Origin of the sequence: Longitalea luteola (assembly GCF_017356035.1) — a bacterium.
GTDB lineage: Bacteria > Bacteroidota > Bacteroidia > Chitinophagales > Chitinophagaceae > Niastella > Niastella luteola.
In genome coordinates this window covers 46441-70601 of record NZ_JAFIQX010000002.1, presented here as the reverse complement: position 1 = coordinate 70601, position 24161 = coordinate 46441, and the positions used below count along the sequence as shown (strand labels likewise).

Annotated in this window: 17 protein-coding genes; 12 read left to right on the top strand and 5 right to left on the bottom strand. The window is 45.3% G+C overall.

Annotation, left to right across the window (positions count from 1 at the left end; genetic code table 11):
* Positions 1-134: 134 nt before the first annotated feature.
* The gene (locus JUB15_RS04405; protein ID WP_207511122.1) at positions 135-899 is read right to left on the bottom strand and encodes a patatin-like phospholipase family protein; all 765 of its coding nucleotides are present in this window, start codon (positions 897-899) and stop codon (positions 135-137) included.
* 213 nt (positions 900-1112) lie between these two features.
* Between JUB15_RS04405 and JUB15_RS04400 the strand changes: the two genes are divergently transcribed.
* Complete coding sequence (locus JUB15_RS04400; RefSeq protein WP_207511121.1) at positions 1113-1460, top strand: VOC family protein; 348 nt, start codon at positions 1113-1115, stop codon at positions 1458-1460.
* Between the two features lie 13 nt (positions 1461-1473).
* Here JUB15_RS04400 and JUB15_RS04395 read toward each other — a convergent pair whose 3' ends face one another.
* Entirely contained in the window at positions 1474-1992 is a 519-nt protein-coding gene (locus tag JUB15_RS04395) for a 3'-5' exonuclease (protein ID WP_207511120.1), read from the bottom strand.
* Between the two features lie 14 nt (positions 1993-2006).
* Complete coding sequence (locus JUB15_RS04390; protein ID WP_242696202.1) at positions 2007-2741, bottom strand: protein phosphatase 2C domain-containing protein; 735 nt, start codon at positions 2739-2741, stop codon at positions 2007-2009.
* A 317-nt stretch (positions 2742-3058) separates the two neighbouring features.
* Here JUB15_RS04390 and JUB15_RS04385 point away from each other — a divergent pair, with 317 nt between their 5' ends.
* The 3 genes from JUB15_RS04385 (at position 3059) to JUB15_RS04375 (ending at position 5403) form a co-directional block, all read left to right on the top strand.
* Complete coding sequence (locus JUB15_RS04385; protein ID WP_207511118.1) at positions 3059-3529, top strand: RNA polymerase sigma factor; 471 nt, start codon at positions 3059-3061, stop codon at positions 3527-3529.
* Positions 3530-3531: 2 nt separating this feature from the next.
* On the top strand, positions 3532-4074 hold the full coding sequence (locus JUB15_RS04380; RefSeq protein ID WP_207511117.1) for a hypothetical protein: 543 nt from the start codon (positions 3532-3534) through the stop codon (positions 4072-4074).
* 237 nt (positions 4075-4311) lie between these two features.
* Positions 4312-5403: an alkene reductase gene (locus tag JUB15_RS04375; RefSeq protein ID WP_207511116.1), complete on the top strand. Its 1092-nt coding sequence runs from the start codon at positions 4312-4314 to the stop codon at positions 5401-5403.
* 62 nt (positions 5404-5465) lie between these two features.
* Here the strand turns inward: JUB15_RS04375 and JUB15_RS04370 are convergent, their stop codons facing one another.
* Complete coding sequence (locus tag JUB15_RS04370; RefSeq protein ID WP_207511115.1) at positions 5466-8417, bottom strand: ligand-binding sensor domain-containing protein; 2952 nt, start codon at positions 8415-8417, stop codon at positions 5466-5468.
* Positions 8418-8697: 280 nt separating this feature from the next.
* Between JUB15_RS04370 and JUB15_RS04365 the strand changes: the two genes are divergently transcribed.
* The 5 genes from JUB15_RS04365 to JUB15_RS04345 all read left to right on the top strand — a co-directional run bounded on the left by JUB15_RS04365 (position 8698) and on the right by JUB15_RS04345 (position 18419).
* Positions 8698-10440, top strand: coding sequence for a cellulase family glycosylhydrolase (locus JUB15_RS04365; RefSeq protein WP_207511114.1), 1743 nt, complete (start codon positions 8698-8700; stop codon positions 10438-10440).
* Positions 10441-10659: 219 nt separating this feature from the next.
* On the top strand, positions 10660-13794 hold the full coding sequence (locus tag JUB15_RS04360) for a SusC/RagA family TonB-linked outer membrane protein (RefSeq protein ID WP_207511113.1): 3135 nt from the start codon (positions 10660-10662) through the stop codon (positions 13792-13794).
* A gap of 25 nt (positions 13795-13819) precedes the next feature.
* The gene (locus JUB15_RS04355; RefSeq protein ID WP_207511112.1) at positions 13820-15331 is read left to right on the top strand and encodes a RagB/SusD family nutrient uptake outer membrane protein; all 1512 of its coding nucleotides are present in this window, start codon (positions 13820-13822) and stop codon (positions 15329-15331) included.
* Between the two features lie 150 nt (positions 15332-15481).
* Positions 15482-16948: a glycoside hydrolase family 30 protein gene (locus JUB15_RS04350; RefSeq protein WP_207511111.1), complete on the top strand. Its 1467-nt coding sequence runs from the start codon at positions 15482-15484 to the stop codon at positions 16946-16948.
* A 13-nt stretch (positions 16949-16961) separates the two neighbouring features.
* The gene (locus JUB15_RS04345) at positions 16962-18419 is read left to right on the top strand and encodes a glycoside hydrolase family 30 protein (RefSeq protein ID WP_242696201.1); all 1458 of its coding nucleotides are present in this window, start codon (positions 16962-16964) and stop codon (positions 18417-18419) included.
* An 88-nt stretch (positions 18420-18507) separates the two neighbouring features.
* On the opposite strand, the gene JUB15_RS04340 is transcribed toward JUB15_RS04345, so the two are convergent.
* On the bottom strand, positions 18508-19002 hold the full coding sequence (locus tag JUB15_RS04340) for a DUF5025 domain-containing protein (RefSeq protein WP_207511110.1): 495 nt from the start codon (positions 19000-19002) through the stop codon (positions 18508-18510).
* 566 nt (positions 19003-19568) lie between these two features.
* On the opposite strand from JUB15_RS04340, the gene JUB15_RS04335 reads away from it, so the two are divergent.
* From JUB15_RS04335 to JUB15_RS04325, 3 genes are all read left to right on the top strand, one after another.
* Positions 19569-22292: an alpha-L-rhamnosidase gene (locus JUB15_RS04335; RefSeq protein WP_207511109.1), complete on the top strand. Its 2724-nt coding sequence runs from the start codon at positions 19569-19571 to the stop codon at positions 22290-22292.
* A 117-nt stretch (positions 22293-22409) separates the two neighbouring features.
* A complete protein-coding gene (locus JUB15_RS04330) occupies positions 22410-22649 on the top strand; it encodes an ABC transporter permease (RefSeq protein ID WP_207511108.1) in 240 nt (79 codons plus the stop codon).
* 261 nt (positions 22650-22910) lie between these two features.
* A complete protein-coding gene (locus tag JUB15_RS04325; protein WP_207511107.1) occupies positions 22911-24161 on the top strand; it encodes an erythromycin esterase family protein in 1251 nt (416 codons plus the stop codon).

Below are 24161 nucleotides of genomic sequence, written 5' to 3'. Positions count from 1 at the left end.
GTACTGCGTGGATTATACCCTTTAACCGTTAGTTTATTGACATAAGTCAACTGGGAATACTGCCTTGATAAGCAGTTGCCGGTTAGCGTTTTAAGAAAAAAGAAATGGGTTGCAGTTAATGATAAGAGTATTTACTATGCCAGGCTTAATAGTTTGTTTTTATACTTTATGGCAGCCTGGTAGCCTGCTTCATAAATTTGATCGGCATGATTTACATCGAACATACCAAAAGCATGCAGGTCGGGCTCGATAAACAGGTTAAGTTTGCCAACCTTACTGTAAACAACAGGTGCAATGGCCATATGAAAACATTTTTCGATCATGTTCAGTTTGCCTATGCGTTTGCCATTGCCGAGACCTTTGGGGATGCTGTTCACATAACAGCCTATGAGCACATCGCATTTTTTTTCGAGGGGTTCAACCGGAAAGTTATTTAACAGGCCGCCATCGACCAATACGCGATCCTCAAACCGCACCGGTTCAAAGATCACAGGAACGGAAGCTGAAGCAATAACAGCTTCAATAAGTTTGCCTTTTGAGAAAGTTACCGCTTCATTATTGGCATAGTCGGTGGCGGTTATGAACAGTTCTTTGGAAAGACTTTCAAAGCTATTATCGGTAAGGTGGGACTGTAATACTTTTTGCAGCACCTTCATGGAAAATAGGCCGTCTTTATTCAATAGAAAGCTCGACCAGCCGAAGTACGAATTTTTTTTAAGAAGATCGCGGATCTGTTGGGGAGAATGGCCGGCGGCATACAATGCGCCAACGATGGCACCCGCGCTTACACCGGAGATGGCAGCAGGTTGAATTTGTAATTCTTCCAGCACCTGCAGCATACCTAAATGAGCGAAACCTCTGACGCCACCACCACTTAAAACGAGTCCGATTTTTGCCATCATGAATGATTTAAAAGCGGGGCCAAAGTAGCCGCTTTTGGCGTTAATTGCAAGCGAGGGCTTGATTATTTTATAAACCGGCCCGGATATTTAGGGGCCGCTTAAAGTGTGTATCGGTTTTAGCGTTGTTACGCTTGTCTATACGCTTTACAGGATGCCGATCTTTCTGGCCAAAACTTGCAAAAATGATCGAAATATCCGTGATTTGTCTATATGGAACTCCGACTCCTCGTTGTACGAACAACTGACATGTCTCGACTGGCAGCATTTTATACTTTACTTGGCTTGGCATTCGACCATCATAAGCATGGGAATTCTCCTTACCATTACTCGGCGACAATTGGAAGCACTACGTTGGAAATTTATCCATTGGCAAAAGGACAAACAGAGGCTGATAAAGATCTGAGATTGGGCTTTGCTGTTAACGGTTTCGAAACTACTATTCAATTGTTAAAAGAGAAGGAAATATCTTTTTTGTCGGAACCCATGCAGACTGATTACGGTTTTATGGCCATTGTCAAAGACCCGGATGGACGGAAGGTGGAACTGTATAAGAAGTAATTACAGCATCCCCTCACAACTTGATCTTCAATCCATGCTCTTTCTTCATTGTCAATAACGCTTCGGCATTTCCTTTGGCATCGTCAACCGGGTTATGGGTGTGCTTTGTTTTGCGCAGGTGTTTGAAGTTTTGAAAGGTGTCTTTTACCAGCCCTTTGTACATACTGCCTAAGTTCTGTGAGCTATGTCCGAAAGGATTGCCGCCGGTAAAATGATGAAAGTACCAGCAAACGAACATCCAGTCGAACCCGTTATTGTCGCTGATAAACACAGGCCTGTCTTTCACCACTGTTTTGATCCAGTCGGCAAAGGAAATCATAACTGAGGCCGCATCATCAAATGTCAGCGTTTCTTCCCTGGTAAAGCCGGAAACAGCTAATGCTTCAGGTATATATTTATCTGAGATAGGTTTGCACTTTCCATAGAAGGTCTTATCCAGATGATCATCTACCAGCACGGCGCCAATAGAGATCATTGAATAATCGCCCGGAATAGGGCCATCCGTTTCTACATCAACCATTATATATGCCATAAAATTCTTTTTGTTTAATTAAATCGTATTCTAATGATCGCCAGGTCATCACCTGGCTTTAATCCCCAGTTGGTTTGAATGTCGAGCAGTTTCCTGTTCAACATATTGCTGTGATTGCTTTCTTCGACATCTACCAACAGAAATTCTATAACATTGCCTGGGCCTGCATATGTTTTGTTGTCAAATTTTTTAAAAGTAAATATACCATCAGTTGCAAGGCTAAAGTCGTGAATATCCTGCGCAGAGATCCTTTGTTGTTGTTTGGCGTACCAACTATCAAATTCTTCATGTAGATGATAACCCAGGTAATCTGGTTTATTATCCTGTTCATACTCATAAAGCTGTTGATCAATACACACCAGTCCGTCGCCGATGCAAATAAACTCACCGGCACGGTTGCTAATATCAATAACGCCCATCAACAACGTGTTCAACACTTCATCCCTTTCTAACTGAAGTATATTCTTTGCACTGCGCAATTCCTGGAATAACTGCCTGTTAATGTTTTGCAGAGTTTCCTGTAAGCCGGTTGATTCTTTGGAATAGAATTCTTTATAGCTATACTCTTTGGAAATTTTTCTAAGCAATTTACCCGTTAAAATAGCAGCGAAGCAGCTATCAGTTCCCATTGTACAACCGTCCATTACAGCACACAGGAGCCTGTTTTTGCCGATTTCTGTAGTGATTAAATAGTCTTCGCAATGGTTGGTGTGAAGCTCACCGATTTGTAGCGTAGTATAAATCCTCATTCAGAAATACGCAGCAAAATTAATAAATTCTCAATAAACGGCAAGCCGGCTGATTTATTTAAAACAGATTTTGCATAATACCATGATAATGTTATCTATTAATGTGTCACATATGCGAAAGTTCAGCGGTGTAAGCCCTGGGCAGCGTATAAGATTCAAGCCATGACACGCAAGGCGGCGGATTAAAAGCTTTGGCTGATTATTCGTTCGAGGTTTTGCGTTTTGAGCGGTTAGATTTTTTCCTAAATTTCTGTAAGTTTCTTTCGCTTGACGCAACTAACCATTAAAATTCATAATTCGCAGCACCTATTCAAACAATGAATGAAACGGAATTTTTAGCATTGGTAAATCAACACCAGGGCATTATTCATAAAATATGCAGACTGTACCGCGATTCTCCACAAGACCAGGAAGACCTGTTCCAGGAGGTCATTTTTAAGCTTTGGAAGTCTGTTCCACAGTTCAGGGGCGAGGCAAAATTCAGTTCCTGGATGTATCGCGTGGCCCTCAGTACCGCCATTGCAGTTTATCGCAAAAAGAAACCCGATATCCGGTACATGCCAGCCGTGCCCGATAGTGCGGAAAATCAGGCACAGCCAGATGAAAATAGAGAACAATTTTTCAGGGCACTTAAACAACTGAACGATGCCGACAAAGCGCTGATCACCCTGTACCTCGAAGACCTAAGTTACCAGGAGATCGCTGAGATCGTTGGCATCAGTGAATCGAACGTAGGGGTTCGACTAAACCGTATAAAATCTAAAATTCAACAACTTTTAAAAAAATAATCATGGAAGGAGATGCTTTACATTCGGCCTGGCAGCAAATGCCGGGCGGTCAAAAACCGAATGCAGAACTACGTGCTATGATTAAAGAAAATAAACATCCGGTATTGAAGCGCGTTCGAAAACAATTGATCATTGAAACCATTGCCTTTACTGCTTTCCTGTTCGTGTACTATGATTTTTTTGATGGCGGCCGTAAACCGGTTTATGCCAACGTGTTGCTGGTAACCGCTATGTTATTGGTTATTCTGCATAACATTTTTGGGTATATAATGGCTAAGCGTTCCATCTACGGCGAAAACCTAAAACAATCGCTGCAGCATCAACTGGCGAAAATGAAAACCTATGCTCTATTGTCAATTAGCGGGAGGATTTTATCAGCAGCTTGTTTGCTGCTATTCTTTACATCGGTAATTACCTTTAATACGCCAAAAAGCTGGTTTTTGGCTGGCGTGGTTGCTATAACGGCTGTTCAACTGGTTTTACTGGCAGGCGTATGGGTGAAGCGCATCAGGCAAATGAAGACTACTATTAATCTTTTTGAATAATGTTATTTTCGCAATCCGGCCGGCTGCAACGGGAGCCACATGAACGCCGTTTCACCGGCAGTCAGAAAATGTACAGGCGTTGTGAGTCTGCTTGGATACCACAGAAAGCGCCAACCCACCTAATGATAAAGAAATGTTAAGGCCATGATCAACCTTTAATTGTACAGAACAAACCTTTTTTTGTCACTGTTCCGCCGTAACGCTGACTGATAATTTTGTTGTCAAATACGATCAGTCATGCAAACGAAAAAATTATTATCCCCATTAGTAACAGATACGCTCACCTTGAATAACCGGGTAGTAATGGCGCCTATGAGCCGCCGCCGTGCTGTCAATGGCGTACCCGGGCCGTCTACCCAGCTTTATTTTGCGCAACGGGCAAGCGCCGGTTTGATAATAACCGATAATACGGCGGTGGCCCCCAACGGTATCGGCTATTTACAGGTGCCCGGTATATATAATGAAGAACAAAAAGCAGCCTGGAAGAAAGTGGCTGACGCAGTTCATGCTAAAGGCGGTAAAATATTTATGCAGTTAGTGCATGCCGGTCGCATTGGCCACCCGCTGAATAATGAAGGGAATGCGCCGATTGTGGCCCCTTCTGCCGTACAGGCCGATGGTGTTATTCGTATCCCCGGTGATGTACATGTGCCGCTGCCGGTTCCTGAAGCGTTATCAACAGCAGGTGCTAAAGCTATGGTGGAAGCGCATATCCAGGCTGCGATCAGCGCCATTGAAGCAGGTTTCGATGGAGTGGAGATCCACGGCGCCCATGGCTTTTTGCCTGAACAATTTCTTAATCCCCACACCAATCGGAGAACAGATGAATACGGCGGAAGTATAGAAAACAGGAGCCGCTTTCTACTTGAAATCATGGAAGGCGTTGTGGCAGCTATCGGCAAAGAGCGTACGGGTGTGCGATTGTCGCCTTTTGCGTATATAAACGATCTGCCGGCCTACGATGAAGAAGCGGCGACCTATACGTATATCATTGATGCATTACAAAAACTCGATATCCTGTATATACATTTGTCGGCCCTGGTAACAAATGGAAGATCTTCCATATCTGATGCCTTTTTACAGGATGTTCGCAATCGCTTTAGTAATTTATTGATACTGGCCGGCGGTCATACCGCAGCTTCTGCTGAAGCACTTTTGCAAAATAACCTGGTTGACCTGGTTGCCTTTGGCAAACCTTTCATTGCCAACCCCGACCTCGTGGAACGATTCCGGCACAATGCTGAACTGGCCGTTCCCAATGCAGATACTTTTTACCAGGGTGGTGATACAGGATATATTGATTACCCGGCGGTCTATCAGTTCAATTGATCCTGCAAAAGATTAAAAGAACGTGTCACGGCTTGAGACCGTGGCACGATTTAAACCGTTAATTAATGTATCTCAGAATGGAAATTCAACAAAAAATTGACGAGGTTCACATCGGGCTGAATGCCTAATTTTTTCCGCAGCCGGTGACGGCCCAGTTCAACGCCTTTAATGGTAATGTTCATGATCTGCGCAATTTCCTTACTGGTAAGGTTAAGTCGCAAATAAGCACACAGCTTCAGATCACTGGCGGTGAGGTAAGGGTAGGTATTTTTTAAAGAGACCAGGAAATTGCTGTGCACCTTGTCGAAGTGCATGGCAAATTGCTCCCAGTTCTTCTTCATTTTATCATCACCCAGCATGCGCAGGATCTTTTTATAATCATCGGTATCCTTATCTATTTCACTCGATTTTTTCATGCGCACGAATTCCTCTTTCACTTTCATCAGCATTTCGCCTTTCTGCACGAGGTTAAACGTGGTAGAAGCCAATTCTGTGTTTTTTACCTGTATTTCCGATTGCAGTTTTTCATTCTGTAAGCGGATGATCTCTTTTTCATTGCGTTCCAGCTCCAGCTGGTGCAGGTACATCAGTTGCTTTTGCTCTTCCTGGTGCTTTTCTATTTCCAGTTGGTGCAGGTATGCCATACGCTTGCGCTCTTCGTCATGCCTTTGTTGCTGAGTAATGAACTTTTTCTTTTGCCATTTATAAATAGCATAAATAAATAACATAGCCAGTATCGTATACACCGCATAAGCCCAGGAAGTTCGGTACCAGGGCGCCAGAATGGTGAACCGGTAAGCCGCTACTACTGATTCCTTCCCTTCATGTGTTCTTGCTTTTACCCTGAATGTGTAGGTCCCGGGTGACAGGTAAGTATAATCTTTCTCATTCTTCTTTGACCAGGCAGACCAGCCATTATCAAAGTCTTCCAGATAATAGGAATATTCAATACTCGATTGTTTGCCATACAAGGGCGACGCATAATCAAAATGTATTGAGTTCCATGCATATTGAATTTTGGGAACTTCTTCGTTCATCAATTGCTGTTGCTCGGTTTCTTTATTAAAATAACCGCCGAAGATGGTACTGTCATTTTTATTAACAATACGCACATCGCTTATCTGTATGGGGATCTCTTCTTTGAATTGTTTGTATTGATCATAATCGATGAGATAAAAGCCTTCTTCGGCTGCTATAAAAATATTATGGCTGTTGTAAGGATAAATAAATTCCAGTCCATTCCCGATGATACGGTTATTCAACTCCGGAAAATAAATGATGCGCGGCTGTTTACCACTCAGGTCCGAAACGCCGAGATGGCGGTCGTGTACAAACCAGATATTGCCATTGTTATCTTCTTTCATGTACCTGATAGGCACATCAGGTAGGATCTTTTTCAGAAAAGCAGAAGGTTCAAAGTCCCCCGTTTTCGCATTGTATTCAAATATCCCTTTGTCATTCGACAGCACAACGCGGCTTTTGATCTTGAATATGTGGTTATTGTTATGGGAAACTATGCCTTTGGTGTCTTTATAGGCAGTGTATGTAGGATTGACGCCGCCGTTCAGCGATATTTTGTATAAACCTTTATAGGGATGCGCCGCCCAGGCAATGGTATTGTCAAGCGCCACAAAGCGCGCAGACTCAAAATGCGAATGAATTTCGGGATTGATGAAGCGGCCTTTTTCATAGTTGTAAAAATTCAATCCGTTATAGGTGCCGGCAATCACCACTGGTGATGGCGTTACATTACTGAGTGGCATGAACGTCCAGAAGCCTGAGCTGCTGTCGATCATACGGGTCGACTTGTTCTCGATCACAAAAAAGCCATCGTTATGCCCCATGACCAGCTGGCCATTCAATTCCGACAGGTTCCACACCTGCCCTTTGGGCCCGGGAATCAATTCAAATTTGCTTTTGATCAGGCCGATATCGGTTTGGTCTGCCAGGGCCGACTGGTAAACACCATTGGAAGTTCCTATATATAAGTTGTTCCTGAAAATGATGGCTGCTTTGCCGGCGCTGTGTTCCTGGTAATCGGGATAAATATGTTTGATGGCATTATTGTAGGCCACGAAATCAATACCGTTGTCGAGCCCCAGCCAGATGTTTTTCTTCCGGTCAATAAAAACGCTCAGGATATTGTTGCTTTGAAGTCCGTCAACCTTGGAAAGCCGCTGTATCAGTTCTCCCTTATTGTTAATAACGAAACAGCCGGCCAGGTTGGTAATGATGGCGATCTGGTTTTGATCGATCACGGCTGCACTGTATGGGTTCTTTTCATTGATCAGCCGCATATCAGGCGTGTTAAAAGGTGTGATCTCTTCTCCGTGCAAGATATAAGAACCATGGTGTTTCGTAAGCAACAGCGAACTGTCGCCTGTCAGCGGCACAATGGCAGTGATCTCAGCTTTCTCGGGGAAGAAATTAGGTTTGGAAAAGGGCACCCAGGTGCCGTTTTGAAACTGCAAGAGTCCTTTTTGCCAGGCCTTACTGATGAGTTTATGTTGGTGCAAACCCAGAAAGCTCCAGGCCGGGTTTCCATACACGGTGATCTTGTCGTTTTGCAACTGAAAGATCTTACGGTAAGAACGGAAAAAAACCTCATTTCCAACCGGCACCACGTCCCAGATATCGGTAAAATCTTTTTCATTTTCAGGGATCAGGTCGTTCAACGAGCGGTATTGCAGCTTTCCATTCCTGCCTGGTTCAAAATAGCCGATCTCACCCTGTGAACCGATGTAAATACGTCCGTCGTTTCCTATGGCCAGCGAACGAACCCCCGTGCCGGCTGGCAGCGTATATTTTTTCCAGAAACTTCCGTCGAAACTTAACAGGCCTTCATCATTGGCGGCGTAAATGATGCCTTTTTTGTCCTGGGCGATCTTCCAGTTCTGTGTACCGGCATTATAAACCTGTTTCTGATAATTGATGATCTCAGGGAGGGCAATGGTGTTTTGGGCAAACCCATGCATAAAACCGAGGCAGGTTATTGTAAGCAATAATTTTCTCATGACAGGCAATTGAGGCGCTATACTACTAAGTTAGGTAATTGGTTAATATGAAAAAGGGGGCAGATGGGGTGTTAATAGGGTAAAGTTGCTGTTTTTTAATCGTTTATGTTATTTATGATGTGGTATTGATGGGGTGGTAAATCGCATATTTTTCTGGTAGAGTTATAATTTAGGCCTATTGAATTGCATTGCCACTGGCAATTGACCATTGAGCCCGCCTTCGCTATCGCTATGGACGGGCAGGCACTGACCAATCACGTAACTCAAAAAATAAATCCTAATGCAACACTTCAGACTAACGACCTTGCTATTACTCCTATTAATAATAATACAACCCGACGCCAGCGCCCAGGGCTTTTTGCGGGTGAAGGGTAAGCAGATTGTTAATGAAAAAGGGCAAAATGTTTTGCTGCGCGGCGTTGGCCTGGGCGGATGGATGTTACAGGAAGGCTATATGTTACGGGTTAACGGCGAAGGCATGCAACACAAGATCAGGTCGCGCATTGTAGAACTGATCGGCGAAGACAGTACCCGCATCTTCTATGAGGCCTGGCTGGCCAACCATACCCGCAAAGTAGATATCGATTCCATGAAAGCCTGGGGATTCAATTCCGTTCGCCTGCCCATGCACTTTAATTTATATACACTGCCGGCCGACCAGGAACCTGAACCGGGCAAGCAAACCTGGCTCGAAAAAGGTTTTCAAATGACCGACAGCCTGCTGGCCTGGTGTAAAGCCAATAAAATGTACCTTATTCTCGACCTGCACGCGGCGCCCGGCGGTCAGGGAAACGACCTCAATATTGCCGACCGCGATCCTTCAAAACCTTCACTGTGGGAAAGTGAGGCCAACCGCCAGAAAACCATCGGGCTGTGGCGCAAACTGGCCGAACGTTATGCCAACGAACCCTGGATCGGCGCCTACGATATCCTGAACGAACCGAACTGGGGCTTCGCGGATCTGGCAAACGACAAAAACGGCTTAAAAGAAACCGGCAACCAGCCCCTGAAGCAATTGATGATGGATATTACAAAAGCCATTCGTGAGGTAGATAATAAACACATCATCATTATTGAAGGAAATGGCTGGGGTAATAATTATAATGGTATTCTGCCGCCGTGGGACAAGAATATGGTGCTGAGCTTTCATAAGTACTGGAATTTTAATACACAGGAAGCCATCAAACATATACTCGATACCCGGAATACCTATAATGTACCGGTATGGCTGGGCGAAACCGGTGAAAATTCCAATGTTTGGTTTACCGAAGCCGTACGACTCCTGGAAGCAAACAATATAGGCTGGGCCTGGTGGCCTTTGAAAAAAATGGGTAACAATAACCCAATGCAGATCAGATCGAATAAGGAATATGATAAAGTGCTCGAATACTGGTCGGGCAAAGGACCAAAACCAACAGCAGCAGAAGCCTGCAAAGGATTGATGGAGCTGGCTGCGGCCACCCGGTTAGAAAACACGGTTATAAAAAGAGATGTGCTGGATGCACTGTTGAGACAGCCTTTTTCACAGGCTACTATTCCCTTCAAAAAGAATGTGATAAAGAACGGCGCTATTGTAAAAGCCATTGATTATGACCTGGGCAGAAATGGCGCGGCTTATTTTGATACCGACACGGCCGATTACCATATTTCAAATGGCAGTCGCGGTGGCAACCGCGGCCGGGTGTATCGCAATGATGGGGTGGATATTTCAGCAGACCCTGCTACTGACAGTTATTTTGTTACCAATACCGAGGCCGGTGAATGGTTGCAATACACAATTGATGTGGTGAAGGCCGGCAACTATCATATTAAACTGAATTGCAATCCCGCTAAAGAAAATGCAAAACTTAGTGTGCAGATAAATAATAACGGTGCCAGACAAGTGCCTGTTTCGGGTACAACCGGTTGGCAATCGCTTGAAATAAAAGACATAGCTCTGAAGAAAGGCGCCAATAACCTGCGCATTTATATTGATGCAGGCGAAATGAGCCTCCGCGACATGCAATTCACAGCAGTTGAATGATACAATTGGTTAATGCAGACAAGCAGCCCCGGCAATTTCGCCGGGGCTTTTTTATTACACCACGCATGATGTGGTAAAGAGGGGGTGAAAACAGCGTATACACAAGCAATCTGCCTGGTTTGATGGGGTATTGATAGGGTGCCTTATTAGGCCAGGGCCTATCAACGGACTACTTTAGATTTTGATTTGTTTCATTATTAACTAACAACTGACTTGCGTATGAAAATTCTGCGAATTGTCCTCGTGGTGCTGGTGCTTCAGGCCCTCTTCCTACCTGTACTGGCACAGGATATTGTAGTAACCGGTAAGGTAAACGCCAAATCCGGTGAGCCCCTGTCGGGGGCAACGGTAGCAATAAAAGGCACCAGCGTTGCTACTACAACTGATGCCGATGGCAAATTTTCCATTAATGTGCCTAACCGTAAAGTTCGATTGGTAGTTTCCTATGTTGGTATGAACAACCAGGAACTATCCATTCCCGAAAGTGGCAACTTACTCATACAACTACAGGACGTTGCCACATTAGGCCTCGATGAGGTGGTGGTAGTAGGGTATGGAACCCAGAAAAAGAAAGTGGTTACAGGGGCTATTTCCACCGTAAAAGCAAAAGACCTGGAAAATGTGCCCAGTAACAGAATTGAGCAGGCCCTGCAGGGAAGGGTATCAGGGGTTACCATTGCTCAAAACAATGGTCAACCCGGTTCTGCTTCCACTATAAGAGTGCGGGGCTTTACCACATTTGGCGAAGGTGGAAACAATCCGCTGTGGGTTGTTGACGGTGTGGTAGTAGACCAGGGCGGTATTGGTTACCTGAACCAAAGCGATATTGAATCAATTGACGTTTTGAAAGATGCCGCTTCTGCCGCTATTTATGGAACCAGGGCCGCTACGGGTGTAATCCTGGTTACTACTAAAAAAGGTAAAAGCGGTAAGCTCACGGTGAACTACAATGGCTTTTATGGTCTTTCAAGGACAAACAAAAAATTGGACCTGTTGAACGCCACGCAGTATGCCACCATAATGAATGAAAGATCGGTGAATGGCGGCGGCGCCGTTATATATGCTGATCCCGAATCATACGGAGCCGGAACCGACTGGCAGGATGCCATCTTCAATGATAACGCAGCCCGCTTTTCACATGAAGTGAGTATGAGCGGAGGCAGCGAAAGATCAACTTTTTATTTATCGTTCGGTTACCAGGACCAGGAAGGTATAGTTGCCGGACCTATCTCGAACTACACCCGGAAGAACCTCCGGATCAACTCAACACATAAGATCAGTAAGATCTTCACTTTCGGACAAAATTTAGGTTATTCGCGTCAAAAATCGGTTGGCCTAGGAAATACCAACAGCGAGTTTGGTGGTCCTTTGGCTTCCGCTATCAATCTGGACCCTATCACTCCATTGGTAGTTACCGATCCGGCCATTGCTAACGACATTCCATACAGAAATAACCCGGTAATAAGAGATGCGAACGGTAATCCCTATGGCATTTCCCAAACGGTAGGCCAGGAAATGAGTAACCCTGCTGCGTATATTCAAACCCGGTTGGGGCAGTATGACTGGTCCGACGATTTTGTGGGCAACGCCTATCTGGAAGCAGCAATCACAAATCGTATTAAAGTAAGAACATCACTGGGCGGTAAATTAGCGTATTGGGGTAATCGTGGATTCACGCCTTTCTATTACCTGAGTGCAACGGTAAAGACCTCGCAGAACAGTTTAACCAAATCCAATAATAACAGCTTCAACTGGAACATTGAGAACACAATCACCTATGCCGATAATATTGATAAGCATAATTTCACCGTATTATTAGGACAGGGAGCATATGTAGAAAATATAGGCGGCAGTTCGAGTGTTACGTTGACCAATTTGCCCATCACCAGTTATAAAGACGCTTCTTTCACGTTCGATCTGCCGCCGGCGAACAGAATTTCTACCGCATCCGACCTGGTGTCAAATCAAAATATCCATAAATTATCTTCCCTCTTCGGCCGCTTGAATTATAACTATGACGAACGATACCTGTTCACCGGTATCGTTAGAAGGGATGGTTCAACAAAGTTCGGGATGGATAATAAATACGGTTACTTCCCTTCTTTCTCTGTGGGATGGAATGTTTCGAACGAAGCGTTCTGGTTGACGAATACTGTTGTTGACCGGTTAAAGATCAGAGGTGGTTACGGCGTGGTAGGTAACGATGCCATCAGGGATTTTGGATATTTGTCTACAGTAAGCGGCGGATACAATTATACCCTCGGTACATCAGACGGCATAGTCACTGGTTATTCACCCACATCGCTCGATAATCAGCGCCTGCATTGGGAAGAAACATCCCAAACCAATATCGGTTTGGAAGCACAATTGATCAAATCGGTGTCCCTTACTGTTGACTACTTCATAAAAAAGACCTCAGGAATTTTGCGTCCGGTCACCATCCCTGGTTATGTAGGTGTACCAGTAGCTCCGGTAGACAATATTGCGGATATGGAGAACAGGGGGATTGAAGTTGAATTGGGCTACAACAAGAGTTTTGGCGATTTTAACCTGGGTGTAAACGCTAATTTCTCTTACCTGAAAAATAAAGTGACCTATGTATCCCGGGATGCCGATTTCATTACCGGTGATGCCAGCTTCCAGACGATGGGTCCTATAACCCGTATTCAGAAAGGCCAGCCATACAACGTCTTTTTTGGTTTTCAAACCGATGGTATTTTCCAGAACCAGGCCGAGATCAATGCCTATAAAAACAAGAATGGCGATCTTATACAACCGAATGCAAAACCTGGTGATTTTAAATGGGTAGATATTAATGGTGATGGCATGATCACGAATGATAATCTCGACAAAACCTACCTGGGTAGTCCCTTACCAAAATTCACTTATGGTTTTACGGTTAATGCCAGCTACAAAGATTTCGACCTGATGGTATTTATCCAGGGCGCTGGTGGCAACAGGATCTTCCAGGGTTTACGCCGGCTGGATATTGGCACTGCCAATTACCAAACGAAAGTATTGGGCCGTTGGACAGGCGAAGGCACTTCGAACGACTATCCCCGCCTGTCAACTACTGATGCCAACTTGAACTTTACAAGAATGTCAGACTTCTATCTTGAAAAAGGCGATTATGCCAGATTTAAACTGGTGCAATTGGGTTATACCCTGCCAGAAAGCCTGACGGGCAAGGCTAAGATCAACAGATTGCGTGTATACCTTACCGCAGAAAATTTGTTCACCATTACAGGATATACGGGTTATGACCCTGAAATTGGCGGCGCCGTATTTGGGATCGACAGAGGTGTTTATCCTCAGGCCCGCTCATTCATTGGCGGTGTGCAGCTGACATTCTAATTATTCACCCAACTAATTACCGGTTATGCGAACCATAAAAACAAACTACTTACTTATAGCAGTTATTATTATCGCCCTGGCCTCCTGCAAAAAAAGCTTTGTTAACATAGAACCCCGTGGGCAATTTCTAACTGAATATTATTATACGAATCAGGAACAGGCTTATTCGGCACTGGTTGGTGTATATGATCCGCTGCGCAAAAATTCAGGTGGATTTGAGAATATGCTTGCCCTGATGAATTCAGGATCCGATGATCATGTTGCCGGTGGCGGTGGCGCCACCGATGGCACCCAGATCCAGGCTTTCTCAAACTATACCATGACGGCCAATATTATGGCTGCCAGTTACTGGAACGACCCTTACCTGGGTATTGCAAGGGCTAATATGCTGTTGCAAAAAATGCCCAATGTAAATATGGAAGACCATTTAAAAGAAAGATATGCGGCGGAAGCAAAAGCACTGCGCGCATTTTATTATTTCAACCTGGTGCGGATGTTTAAGAATGTGCCGCTGATTTTGGAACCAATAAAAACCAGCAACATTTATGATGTAGAGCAGGCGAAACCCGAGGACGTATATGCGCAGATCGAAAAAGACCTTAACGAAGCCATTGCCGTGCTGCCGGTAACAATTGCAGCGGCTACTGAAGCGGGCCGTTTCACCAAAGGCGCTGCCAAAGCATTGTTGGGAAAAGTATACCTGTATGAAAAAAAGAACCAGCTGGCTGCCCAGCAACTGGCCGAAGTGAATGGGCCTACGCCCGGTGCTGCCAGTCCGCTTGGTTATAAGCTCCTGGATAAATTCAGTGATCTGTGGGCTCCATCCAATAAATTCAATAGTGAGTCGATCCTCGAAGAAACGCATAGCGCCGGCGGTAACTCCGACTGGAGTTTTTGGGGCAGCGGCCGGGATGAAGGTAACACCGTGAATGTAATGGTTGGTCCCAGAAGTTATGAAAGAATAGATGCCTCAGCGCCCGACCTTCCCTCGGGCTGGAGCTTTATGGTGTTCACACAGAGTTTCTTCGACTTCATAAAAGATGATCCCCGCAAGGATGCCACTTTATTAGATCTGAATGTATTGCAGGCTGCCGGCAAGGTAAAATACATTGCCGGCCACCTGAACACTGGCTATTTCCTGAATAAATTCCTGCCCCGTAAAGTGGATGTTTCAAAAGGAACTGGTGCTGCTGATCTGAACTATCGCCAGAATACGTACCTCATTCGACTGGCTGATACCTATTTAATGGAAGCCGAAGCGTTGGGTGGTACCGGCGCCAGGGCGCAGGCACTGCTGGATGCAGTAAGAGCCCGTGTAGGATTAACATCCGTGCCTGTGTCATTGGATGCCATCAAAAAAGAGCGTCGTGCTGAACTGGCTGGTGAAGGCCATCGCTGGTTCGACCTCGTAAGATGGGGCGATGCACCTGCTGTATTGGGCGGCAGAGGTTTTAAGGCAGGTACGCATGAAATATTTCCCATTCCGTTCCGGGAAACACAGGGTACGAACATCAAACAAAATCCAAATTATAATTAATGCACGCTGTTCGATGGCATATAGCTGAATAAAAAGAGATTTCGAGATTTTGGGATTTTGAGATCAGACAGTTCAAATCTGGGCAAATCTCAAAATCTCAAAATCAGGAATCAGAAATTCTCATTCCTGCCTCTTGCTTAAAACTTATCCATGATATCATTAATAAAGAATTACACACACGTTATGTTCAACCCTGTTGGTTTATTGCTGATCTGGATGATGCTGAACAGCAGCTGTAAAAGAAATGAGGTTACAGAAAACCCGCCGCCACCTCCTCCACCGCCCGCTTTTACCGATGTACTTTTTTATTTAACCCAGGGCGATAAAAATGTGCTGTTCAATAAACAAAATGTAAGCCTGTTATTTTCCGGTAGCGGAAATGCAGGCACAACGATTGAAGTAGATACTACCCAAAGGTTTCAAACAATTGATGGTTTCGGCTATACGTTGACCGGAGGTAGCGCTTCATTGCTGAATGCACTCCCGGCTGCTACCCTCGATCCTTTATTGAAGGAGCTTTTTTTGTGGGACAGTACCCACATTGGCGTAAGTTATTTACGTATCAGCATCGGCGCCTCTGACCTGAGCGCCACCACCTTCACCTACGACGATATGCCGGCCGGTGAAACCGATCCTGCGCTAACCCATTTCAGCATAGAAAAAGAAAAGCAGGATCTGTTACCAATTCTGAAAAAAATTGTTGCCTTAAATCCTGCCATAAAAATACTTGGCTCGCCGTGGTCGGCGCCCGTATGGATGAAGACCAACGGCAGCTTTAAAGGCGGCAGCCTGAAACCTGAATTTTACAGCGCCTATGCCAACTATTTTGTAAAATACATTCAGGCAATGAAAGCAGAAGGTATTACCATAGATGCCATCACCCCGCAGAACGAACCACTGCATGGCGGTAATAATCCGAGTATGGTAATGCAGGCTGCTGAGCAGGCTACGTTCATAAAAGATCATTTGGGACCGGCCTTTGCCAAAGCCGGTATCACTACCAAGATCATCGCATACGATCATAATGCCGACCGGCCCGATTATCCGCTGGCCATTCTAAATGATGCCCAGGCGAAACCTTTCGTTGACGGGTCGGCCTTTCACCTGTATGGTGGAAATATTACTGCGCTTACTGAAGTACATAATGCGCATCCCGACAAACATGTTTACTTCACCGAACAATGGGTTGGTGGACCCGGCAACTTTCCTGCAGACCTGCAATGGCATGTGGAAAACCTGATCATAGGCGCTACACGCAACTGGAGCCGCAATGTACTGGAATGGAACCTCGCTGCCGACCCCGATTACAAGCCGCATACGCCAGGTGGTTGTACCAGCTGCCTCGGCGCCCTCACCATCGGTTCCACGGTAACCAGGAATGTATCGTATTACATTATTGCCCATGCTTCCAAATTTGTTCGTCCCGGCTCAGTACGTATTGCATCTAACCATGCAGGTGATATAGTTACAGTGGCATTTAAAAATCCCGAGGGTAAAAAAGTGTTGATCGCATTGAACAAAGGAACCGCCACAACACCTTTCAATATTAAGTTCAACGGCAAAATGGTAAGCACCAGCCTGAATGGCGGAGCCGTTGGCACATACGTATGGAATTAGTAAAAAAGATATCATGAAGAAATTTCCTGTCCCGTTTTTAATTATCCTTACCCAGCTTGTGCAGGCACAGGACGTGAAAAAAGCCATGCCTGTACAGCCGAAGCCTGCCTACAAAACAATTACCGTATATAACACGGCGGAAAAGACTGATTACCGGCTGTCTAAAACACAATCCCTGAACCTTTCACCGTTTGGCCAGCCCCTGGAAACACAACCCTGTGTGTTTATTGATGTCACCAAAACGTTTCAAACCATAACCGGTATAGGCGGCGCTATTACCGACGCCAGCGCTGAAACCTTTGCCAGATTACCTGCTGCCGCTCAGGAGGAATTGATGAATGCTTATTATGACCCGGAGAAAGGCATTGGATATTCGCTGCTGCGCACCAATATGAACAGCTGTGATTTTTCAAGCGACAGCTATACCTATGTAGATGAAAAAGATGCAGACCTTAAAACATTCAACATAGCGCATGATGAAAAATACCGCCTGCCGATGATTAAACGGGCTATGGCTAAGGCCGGTAAACTGCCTTTGTATATCAGTCCCTGGAGCCCGCCGGCCTGGATGAAAGACAACAACAACATGTTGCAGGGTGGAAAATTGAAAGAAGAATATAAACAGTCCTGGGCCGATTATTTTGTGAAGTATATAAAGACTTACGAGAGCAAAGGCATTCCCGTGTGGGGACTTACCGTGCAGAACGAGCCCATGGCAAAACAACGCTGGGAGTCGTGCATTTACACCGCAGAAGAAGAAAGGGATTTTATCAAGAAATATTTAGGTCCTACCCTCCGGAAGCAGGGCCTGGGCAATAAAAACCTCATCGCGTGGGACCATAACCGCGACTTGTTGTATCAGCGCGCGACAACAATATTAAACGATCGTGAAGCGGCTAAATACGTATGGGGCATCGGCTATCATTGGTACGAAACCTGGACCGGCAGCGCCATGCAGTTCGAGAACCTGAAAAGGGTGCATGAAACTTTTCCAGACAGGAACCTGATCTTTACCGAAGGTTGTGTAGAAAAATTTGATATGAACCGGATCCACGACTGGGGCATTGGTGAGCGCTATGGTTTCTCTATGGTAAATGATTTTAATAGCGGAACCGTAGCCTGGACGGACTGGAATATACTCTTAGATGAAAATGGTGGACCGAACCACGTTGGTAACTTTTGTTTTGCACCAGTGCATGCTGACACCAGGACGGGCAAATTGATCTATACAAATGCCTATTATTATCTGGGGCATTTCTCAAAATTTGTAAAAGCAGGCGCACGGCGGGTAGGCACTGCCAGCAGCCGCGATAAACTGGCAACAACGGCATTTATAAATCCTGATGGTAAATTGGTCGTAGTGGTTTTAAATATGTCGAACGACCAATTGGCGTACAGGATCTGGCTGCAGGGAAATGCAGCAGAGATCACCAGTTTACCACATTCCATTGCTACACTGGTGCTTGAATAGCTGCTCTATCGTTGAGGTTATATAAAGAAAAGCGGCCGCCTGAGTAAGGTGGCCGCTTTCATTTCGATGTATAAGTTAGCCGATCAAATTAAAAGGTTTGGTAACTAGTATTGAACTGACCATCTTTAACCACTACACTGTCAGTAGTAGAACCCCACTGATATAATACACCGCTGAATTTCCCGGAGATCTTTTTACTTGTTTTGTCAAACGATGTAATTGAAACGGTTCCGTGAGATTTTGAAGCCCAGCTTGTGTAATTCATAGAACCTTTGGCTGCATAATAATCCACATCCGCATCGTCAAAATCAAGTACAGAATTTACAGTTACGGTATCAGGGATAGCTAAATCCAGGTAGGTAGTATCGTTTGCAGCGAGTTGCCAGCCTGAAATGATGATCTCATCGGAATATCCAATGGCAGCTACAAATTTTGGCTGAAAGGCTGTTCCGCCAACAGTGGCAGAAAGCTGACTGGCTGCGCCGTTATCATCTTTGTCTTTTTTACAGCTGGTTACGCCAATAGATAAAGCAAGGGCAAAAGCGGTTGATAATACCAGTAACTTACGGTTTCTGTTTTTCATACTTTGTTTTAAGGTGATAAAAGTTTTGGCCATAAGAAACGGGGGTGGATGCTAATTTATTGCTTTCGGTTTCACTGCTCGCCGGCATTGCAAAGATTGCCCCATGGGCTCCGGTGTATATATATTGGGCATATTGCATATTTAACGAATATAACGTACACACTTATAGTCAAAAACTGCGCGGTTATTGGGAAAAAGCACACACTTATTAGTTAGTTGCACCCCGGCAAAAAAATCCACCGATTTTGACATGTTGATACAGCATCGCTGCTATCGGCTAAAAAAAAGAAAAATAATTTCGCCCGCCGTTGCAGGTATTTTCATGTATGGCCGTTCTCAGGACGCGGCAGGATAGTGATCGGTAGAAGCTTTGTATATTCGGTCTCAACGATTTATTGCTGTGAAAATGACTCTTCCACAACTTATTCCCATTTACCTGGCCCACCAGGCAAAAGAAATTCATAATACCTTCATAAGGAATAGTGGTCCTTAGGTTTGATCCCGTTTAAAAGAATAATAATTCGTTCAGTCCCTGAAAGTTTTGATCACTTAACGTTAGCACATATATGAAAAACGTCTTTTTGTTGTTTGCTGTATTCTCAACAGGCATTGCTGCAGCCCTGGCACAGGTTCAGGTGCAAAACCTGGTTATCGAGAACCTTAGCAACCCGATAGGGTTAGATGTAACCAATCCGCGTTTTAGCTGGCAGCTCAGTTCGCCGAAACGGAATGTGCTGCAGACAGCCTATGAAATAAGAGTGGCGAGTGATATAAAGGCCATTTCCAAAGGCAACGTCTGGAATTCCGGAAAGGTTATGTCAGACCAGTCGGTGCTGGTGCCTTATAAAGGAGCAGCGTTAATATCAGGTAAAAGATACTATTGGCAGGTACGGGTATGGGATAATGCAGGCAGGCCTTCCGCCTGGAGCGCGCCCGCCTTCTGGCAAATGGGTTTATTGAAAGCGGCAGATTGGAAAGCCAGCTGGATCATACCCGGTTTTGAAGAAGACAGTCTGCGGCCTGCGCCGTTATTCAGGAAAGAATTCAGCAATAATAAAAAGGTAAGTGCAGCAACAGCGTATGTCACCGCTCATGGGTTATATGAAGCACAGATCAACGGAAAAAGGGTCGGCGATGCATACCTTACCCCCGGTTGGACGAGTTACAATAAACGCTTGCAATACCAGGCGTATGATGTAACCGATCAGTTGAAAGCTGGCGACAATGCCATTGGCATAACGGTGGGCAACGGCTGGTTCCGCAGTGAGCTTGCCTGGGGAAAAGAAAAAAGGAACAGGTATGGAAAGGAGATCGCCCTCCTCTTTCAATTGGATATAACCTACACCGACGGAACTACGCAAAGCATTGTTTCAGATGAAAGCTGGAAGTCTTCAACCGGTGTTATCCGGTATTCGGAAGTGTATCATGGCGAAACCATAGACGCCCGGCAGGAGAAAAAGGGCTGGACTGCTGCCGGTTATAATGATGCCGGCTGGAGCCCTGTAAAGCGCGCCGATTTTTCAAAAGATGTTCTACTGGCCACCTATAATGAACCGGTTAAAAAACATGAAACCTTTAAGCCGGTAAGAATTTTCAAAACACCTGCCGGCGAGCAGGTGATCGATTTTGGACAGAACCTCGTTGGCTGGGTGAAGCTGAAAGTAAGCGGTAAAGCAGGCGATAAGATCACGGTTTCGCATGCAGAAGTATTGGATAAAGCAGGGAATTTTTACACCGAAAACCTCCGCGTAGCAAAAGCGCAGGATGTATATATTTTAGCCGGCAATGCAGAAGAAACCTTTGAACCGTCTTTTACCTGGCATGGCTTCCGCTATATAAAATTGGAAGGTTATCCCGGTGAACTCGCACCGGAAAACTTCACCGCTGTAGCCCTGTATTCCGACATGAAACCAGCCGGCAGTTTTACATCTTCCAACAGTTTGATAAACCAGCTGCAAAAGAATATTGAATGGGGCTTGAAAGGCAATTTTCTCGATGTGCCAACAGATTGCCCTCAGCGCGATGAGCGCCTGGGCTGGACAGGCGATGCGCAGGTATTCTTTCGTACCGCCACCTTTTTACAGGATGTAAATAACTTCTTCAGCAAATGGTTGAAAGACCTGTCGGCCGATCAGTTTGAAAGCGGCAGCGTACCGCATGTAATACCCAATGTTATGGGCAATGGCGGCGGCAGCGCCGGCTGGGGCGATGTGGCTACAATCATTCCCTGGGGCATGTACATAACGTATGGCGACAAAAGAGTGCTGGAAGAACAATTCAACAGCATGAAAGCATGGGTTGATTACATGTCGAGCCAAAGCACCAATGATCTTTGGAATAAAGGAAACCACTATGGCGACTGGCTGTTCTACAGCGTCAACAATGACCGTGACGGAAGATCCGCCATAACTGACAAATACTTCATCGCGCAATGTTTCTACGCACATTCAACGCAGTTGCTTATAAACGCGGCCAACATACTTGGTAAAACAGATGAGGCCACTAAATACACGGCACTGTTAAACAGAATAAAAGATGCTTTTTTGAAAGAGTACACCACGCTGAACGGTGCAACCACCAGCAATACACAAACCTCCTATGTACTGGCCCTGCAATTTGATATGCTGCCGGAGTCGATGCGCCAACAGGCAGCAGACCGGCTCGTGAAAAATATCAAACAGTATAAAGATCATCTCAGCACCGGATTTTTAGGCACACCTTACCTCTGCCATGTGCTTAGCCGCTTTGGTTATACAGATGTAGCATATACCCTTTTACTGCAGGAAACTTATCCGTCGTGGTTATATCCCGTGAAAATGGGGGCTACTACCATTTGGGAACGTTGGGATGGCATCAGGCCGGATAGTACTTTTCAAACCGCGACCATGAACTCCTTCAATCACTATGCATACGGCGCCATTGGCGACTGGATGTACCGCGTAATGGTCGGACTGGACACAGATGAAGAAGCCGTTGGCTATAAAAAGATCCGGGTGAAACCTCACATTGGCGGCGGCTTTACGTACGCAGCAGCCAGTTATAACACCCGCTATGGGAAACTCGCTTCTGCCTGGAAAATAGAGAATGAGAAGTTGTTGTTCGATGTAACGATTCCTGCCAATACAACCGCTACCATTTATATTCCGGTAAAAGGATCGGATGAGGTGTTGGAGAACAATGGCCCATTGAGCAAAGACATCCAGGTGGTTGGCAAGGAGAAAGATTATTTTGTTGTGAAAGCAGGTTCCGGAACTTACAGGTTCAGTACTGAGTGGAAGGCTAAAAGTTAAAAGCACAATTGAAAATGAACACCTGTTGTAACATAATCGCACACTTGAAAGACGGTTTAAAAATATAAGTTACTGGTAAAAGAACATAAGGAAGCTGGCACTTTTTAGGGAGTAAGAATGCTTACATCTAAAAACCGGATACAGAAGCCATTACCGCGCAGACATGCGTCTTCACTTATCAGCAGCTTTACAGTGATAGCCATTTTTATTGCCTGTATGGGTTTTCCCGGGCTTAGCGCTTATATGGCTGAATTAAGAAAGCAGGAGATCGGTATCAGGAAAGTGCTTGGCGCAAGTGTAACGCGGGTCACAACTTTATTGACAAAAGATTTTATAAAACTGGTGTTAATAGCGTAGTGATTGCATCACCGCTGGCCTGGCTGTTTATGAATTTTTTTTTAGAACAGTTTAGTTACAGAACCCGGGCAAGCTGGTGGATCCTGCCTTTATCGGGATCAATAGCCATTCTGATTGCTGTTTTTACTATAAGTTTCCTGGCTTTAAAAACAGCAGTTGCCAATCCGGTAAACGCTTTGCGCAGCGAGTAATACGACTTCTTCTAACCTGTTTCTGTAATGGCCATGGCTTAAAAATTGCTGCATTGATTGAAAGAGTCAAATGCATAAATTATCCAGTGCCGGCGATCTCGACGCGTTGATCAAAGCTGCAGGCGACAAAAAAGTGGTAATGCTTGGCGAAGCATCCCATGGTACACACGAATACTACACCTGGCGCACCGCCATTTCAAAAAGACTTATCCGGGAGCACGGATTTAATTTTATTGCAGTGGAAGGCGATTGGCCTGATTGCTATAAGATAAACCGGTACATAAAAGGCTATAAAGATGCCGGTAATGATATTCATGATGTGCTGCGCGTATTTGACAGATGGCCTACCTGGATGTGGGCAAACTGGGAAATAGCTGCCCTGGCCGAATGGCTGCGTGAACATAACCAGCACCTGGGCCTGGAAAAGAAAGTAGGTTTCTATGGACTGGATGTTTACAGTCTGTGGGATTCCATGGAGGCCATGGTTAAATACCTTGATAAAGAAGACCGGGAGGCGGCTACGTCGGTTAAGGCCGCCATACGATGTTTTGAACCGTTTCGCGAACGCGAGCAGGCCTATGCTTATTCGTTGAAGGAACATAACTGTCGCGATACAGTGCTGGCCCTGCTGAAAGAAATACGTATGAAAGCCCAATTCCTCGATGGTGAGCGCGAAGCCGGTTTCAACGCCGAGCAAAATGCATTGATCGCGGTGAACGCAGAAAAATATTATAGCAGCCTAATAGGTTTTGATAATGACAGCTGGAATATACGCGATACCCACATGATGGAAACACTGGAACGGCTGATGACATTTCATGGCCCGGGCGCGAAGGGGATTGTATGGGAGCATAACACTCATATTGGCGATGCAAGAGCTACCGACATGAAACAGGAAGGCATGGTGAATATTGGCGAATTAGGCAGGAAAAGGTATGGTGATGATAATGTGCTCCTCGTAGGGTTCGGTTCTTATGAAGGCACTGTGCTGGCCGGCGAAGCATGGGGCGCTCCCATGGAAGAAATGGAGGTGCCGCCGGCAAGAAAAGGCAGTGTGGAAGAGGCGCTGCACCTGCGTGGTAACAGCGATCGATATATGTTGTTTCATGAAGAGACCGATCGGTTATATGATATGCAAATAGGCCATCGGGCTATTGGCGTTGTTTATGATCCCGCAAGAGAAAGGTTTGGCAATTATGTGCCAACTATTATGAACCAGCGGTACGATGCCTTTGTATATATCGATACAACGCAGGCTTTGCATGCCCTGCATTTGCCGGAAGGTCATCAAATGCCCGATACTTATCCTTTTGGCTTTTAA

What these genes read in the sequence shown, in the direction of transcription:
- JUB15_RS04400 (WP_207511121.1), top strand. Translation starts at nt 1,113, where the DNA reads ATGGAACTCCGACTCCTCGTTGTACGAACAACTGACATGTCTCGACTG.
- JUB15_RS04405 (WP_207511122.1), bottom strand. Translation starts at nt 899, where the DNA reads ATGGCAAAAATCGGACTCGTTTTAAGTGGTGGTGGCGTCAGAGGTTTC.
- JUB15_RS04350 (WP_207511111.1), top strand. Translation starts at nt 15,482, where the DNA reads ATGATATCATTAATAAAGAATTACACACACGTTATGTTCAACCCTGTT.
- JUB15_RS04375 (WP_207511116.1), top strand. Translation starts at nt 4,312, where the DNA reads ATGCAAACGAAAAAATTATTATCCCCATTAGTAACAGATACGCTCACC.
- JUB15_RS04325 (WP_207511107.1), top strand. Translation starts at nt 22,911, where the DNA reads ATGCATAAATTATCCAGTGCCGGCGATCTCGACGCGTTGATCAAAGCT.
- JUB15_RS04330 (WP_207511108.1), top strand. Translation starts at nt 22,410, where the DNA reads ATGCTTACATCTAAAAACCGGATACAGAAGCCATTACCGCGCAGACAT.
- JUB15_RS04380 (WP_207511117.1), top strand. Translation starts at nt 3,532, where the DNA reads ATGGAAGGAGATGCTTTACATTCGGCCTGGCAGCAAATGCCGGGCGGT.
- JUB15_RS04355 (WP_207511112.1), top strand. Translation starts at nt 13,820, where the DNA reads ATGCGAACCATAAAAACAAACTACTTACTTATAGCAGTTATTATTATC.
- JUB15_RS04340 (WP_207511110.1), bottom strand. Translation starts at nt 19,002, where the DNA reads ATGAAAAACAGAAACCGTAAGTTACTGGTATTATCAACCGCTTTTGCC.
- JUB15_RS04390 (WP_242696202.1), bottom strand. Translation starts at nt 2,741, where the DNA reads ATGAGGATTTATACTACGCTACAAATCGGTGAGCTTCACACCAACCAT.
- JUB15_RS04370 (WP_207511115.1), bottom strand. Translation starts at nt 8,417, where the DNA reads ATGAGAAAATTATTGCTTACAATAACCTGCCTCGGTTTTATGCATGGG.
- JUB15_RS04335 (WP_207511109.1), top strand. Translation starts at nt 19,569, where the DNA reads ATGAAAAACGTCTTTTTGTTGTTTGCTGTATTCTCAACAGGCATTGCT.
- JUB15_RS04345 (WP_242696201.1), top strand. Translation starts at nt 16,962, where the DNA reads ATGAAGAAATTTCCTGTCCCGTTTTTAATTATCCTTACCCAGCTTGTG.
- JUB15_RS04385 (WP_207511118.1), top strand. Translation starts at nt 3,059, where the DNA reads ATGAATGAAACGGAATTTTTAGCATTGGTAAATCAACACCAGGGCATT.
- JUB15_RS04365 (WP_207511114.1), top strand. Translation starts at nt 8,698, where the DNA reads ATGCAACACTTCAGACTAACGACCTTGCTATTACTCCTATTAATAATA.
- JUB15_RS04360 (WP_207511113.1), top strand. Translation starts at nt 10,660, where the DNA reads ATGAAAATTCTGCGAATTGTCCTCGTGGTGCTGGTGCTTCAGGCCCTC.
- JUB15_RS04395 (WP_207511120.1), bottom strand. Translation starts at nt 1,992, where the DNA reads ATGGCATATATAATGGTTGATGTAGAAACGGATGGCCCTATTCCGGGC.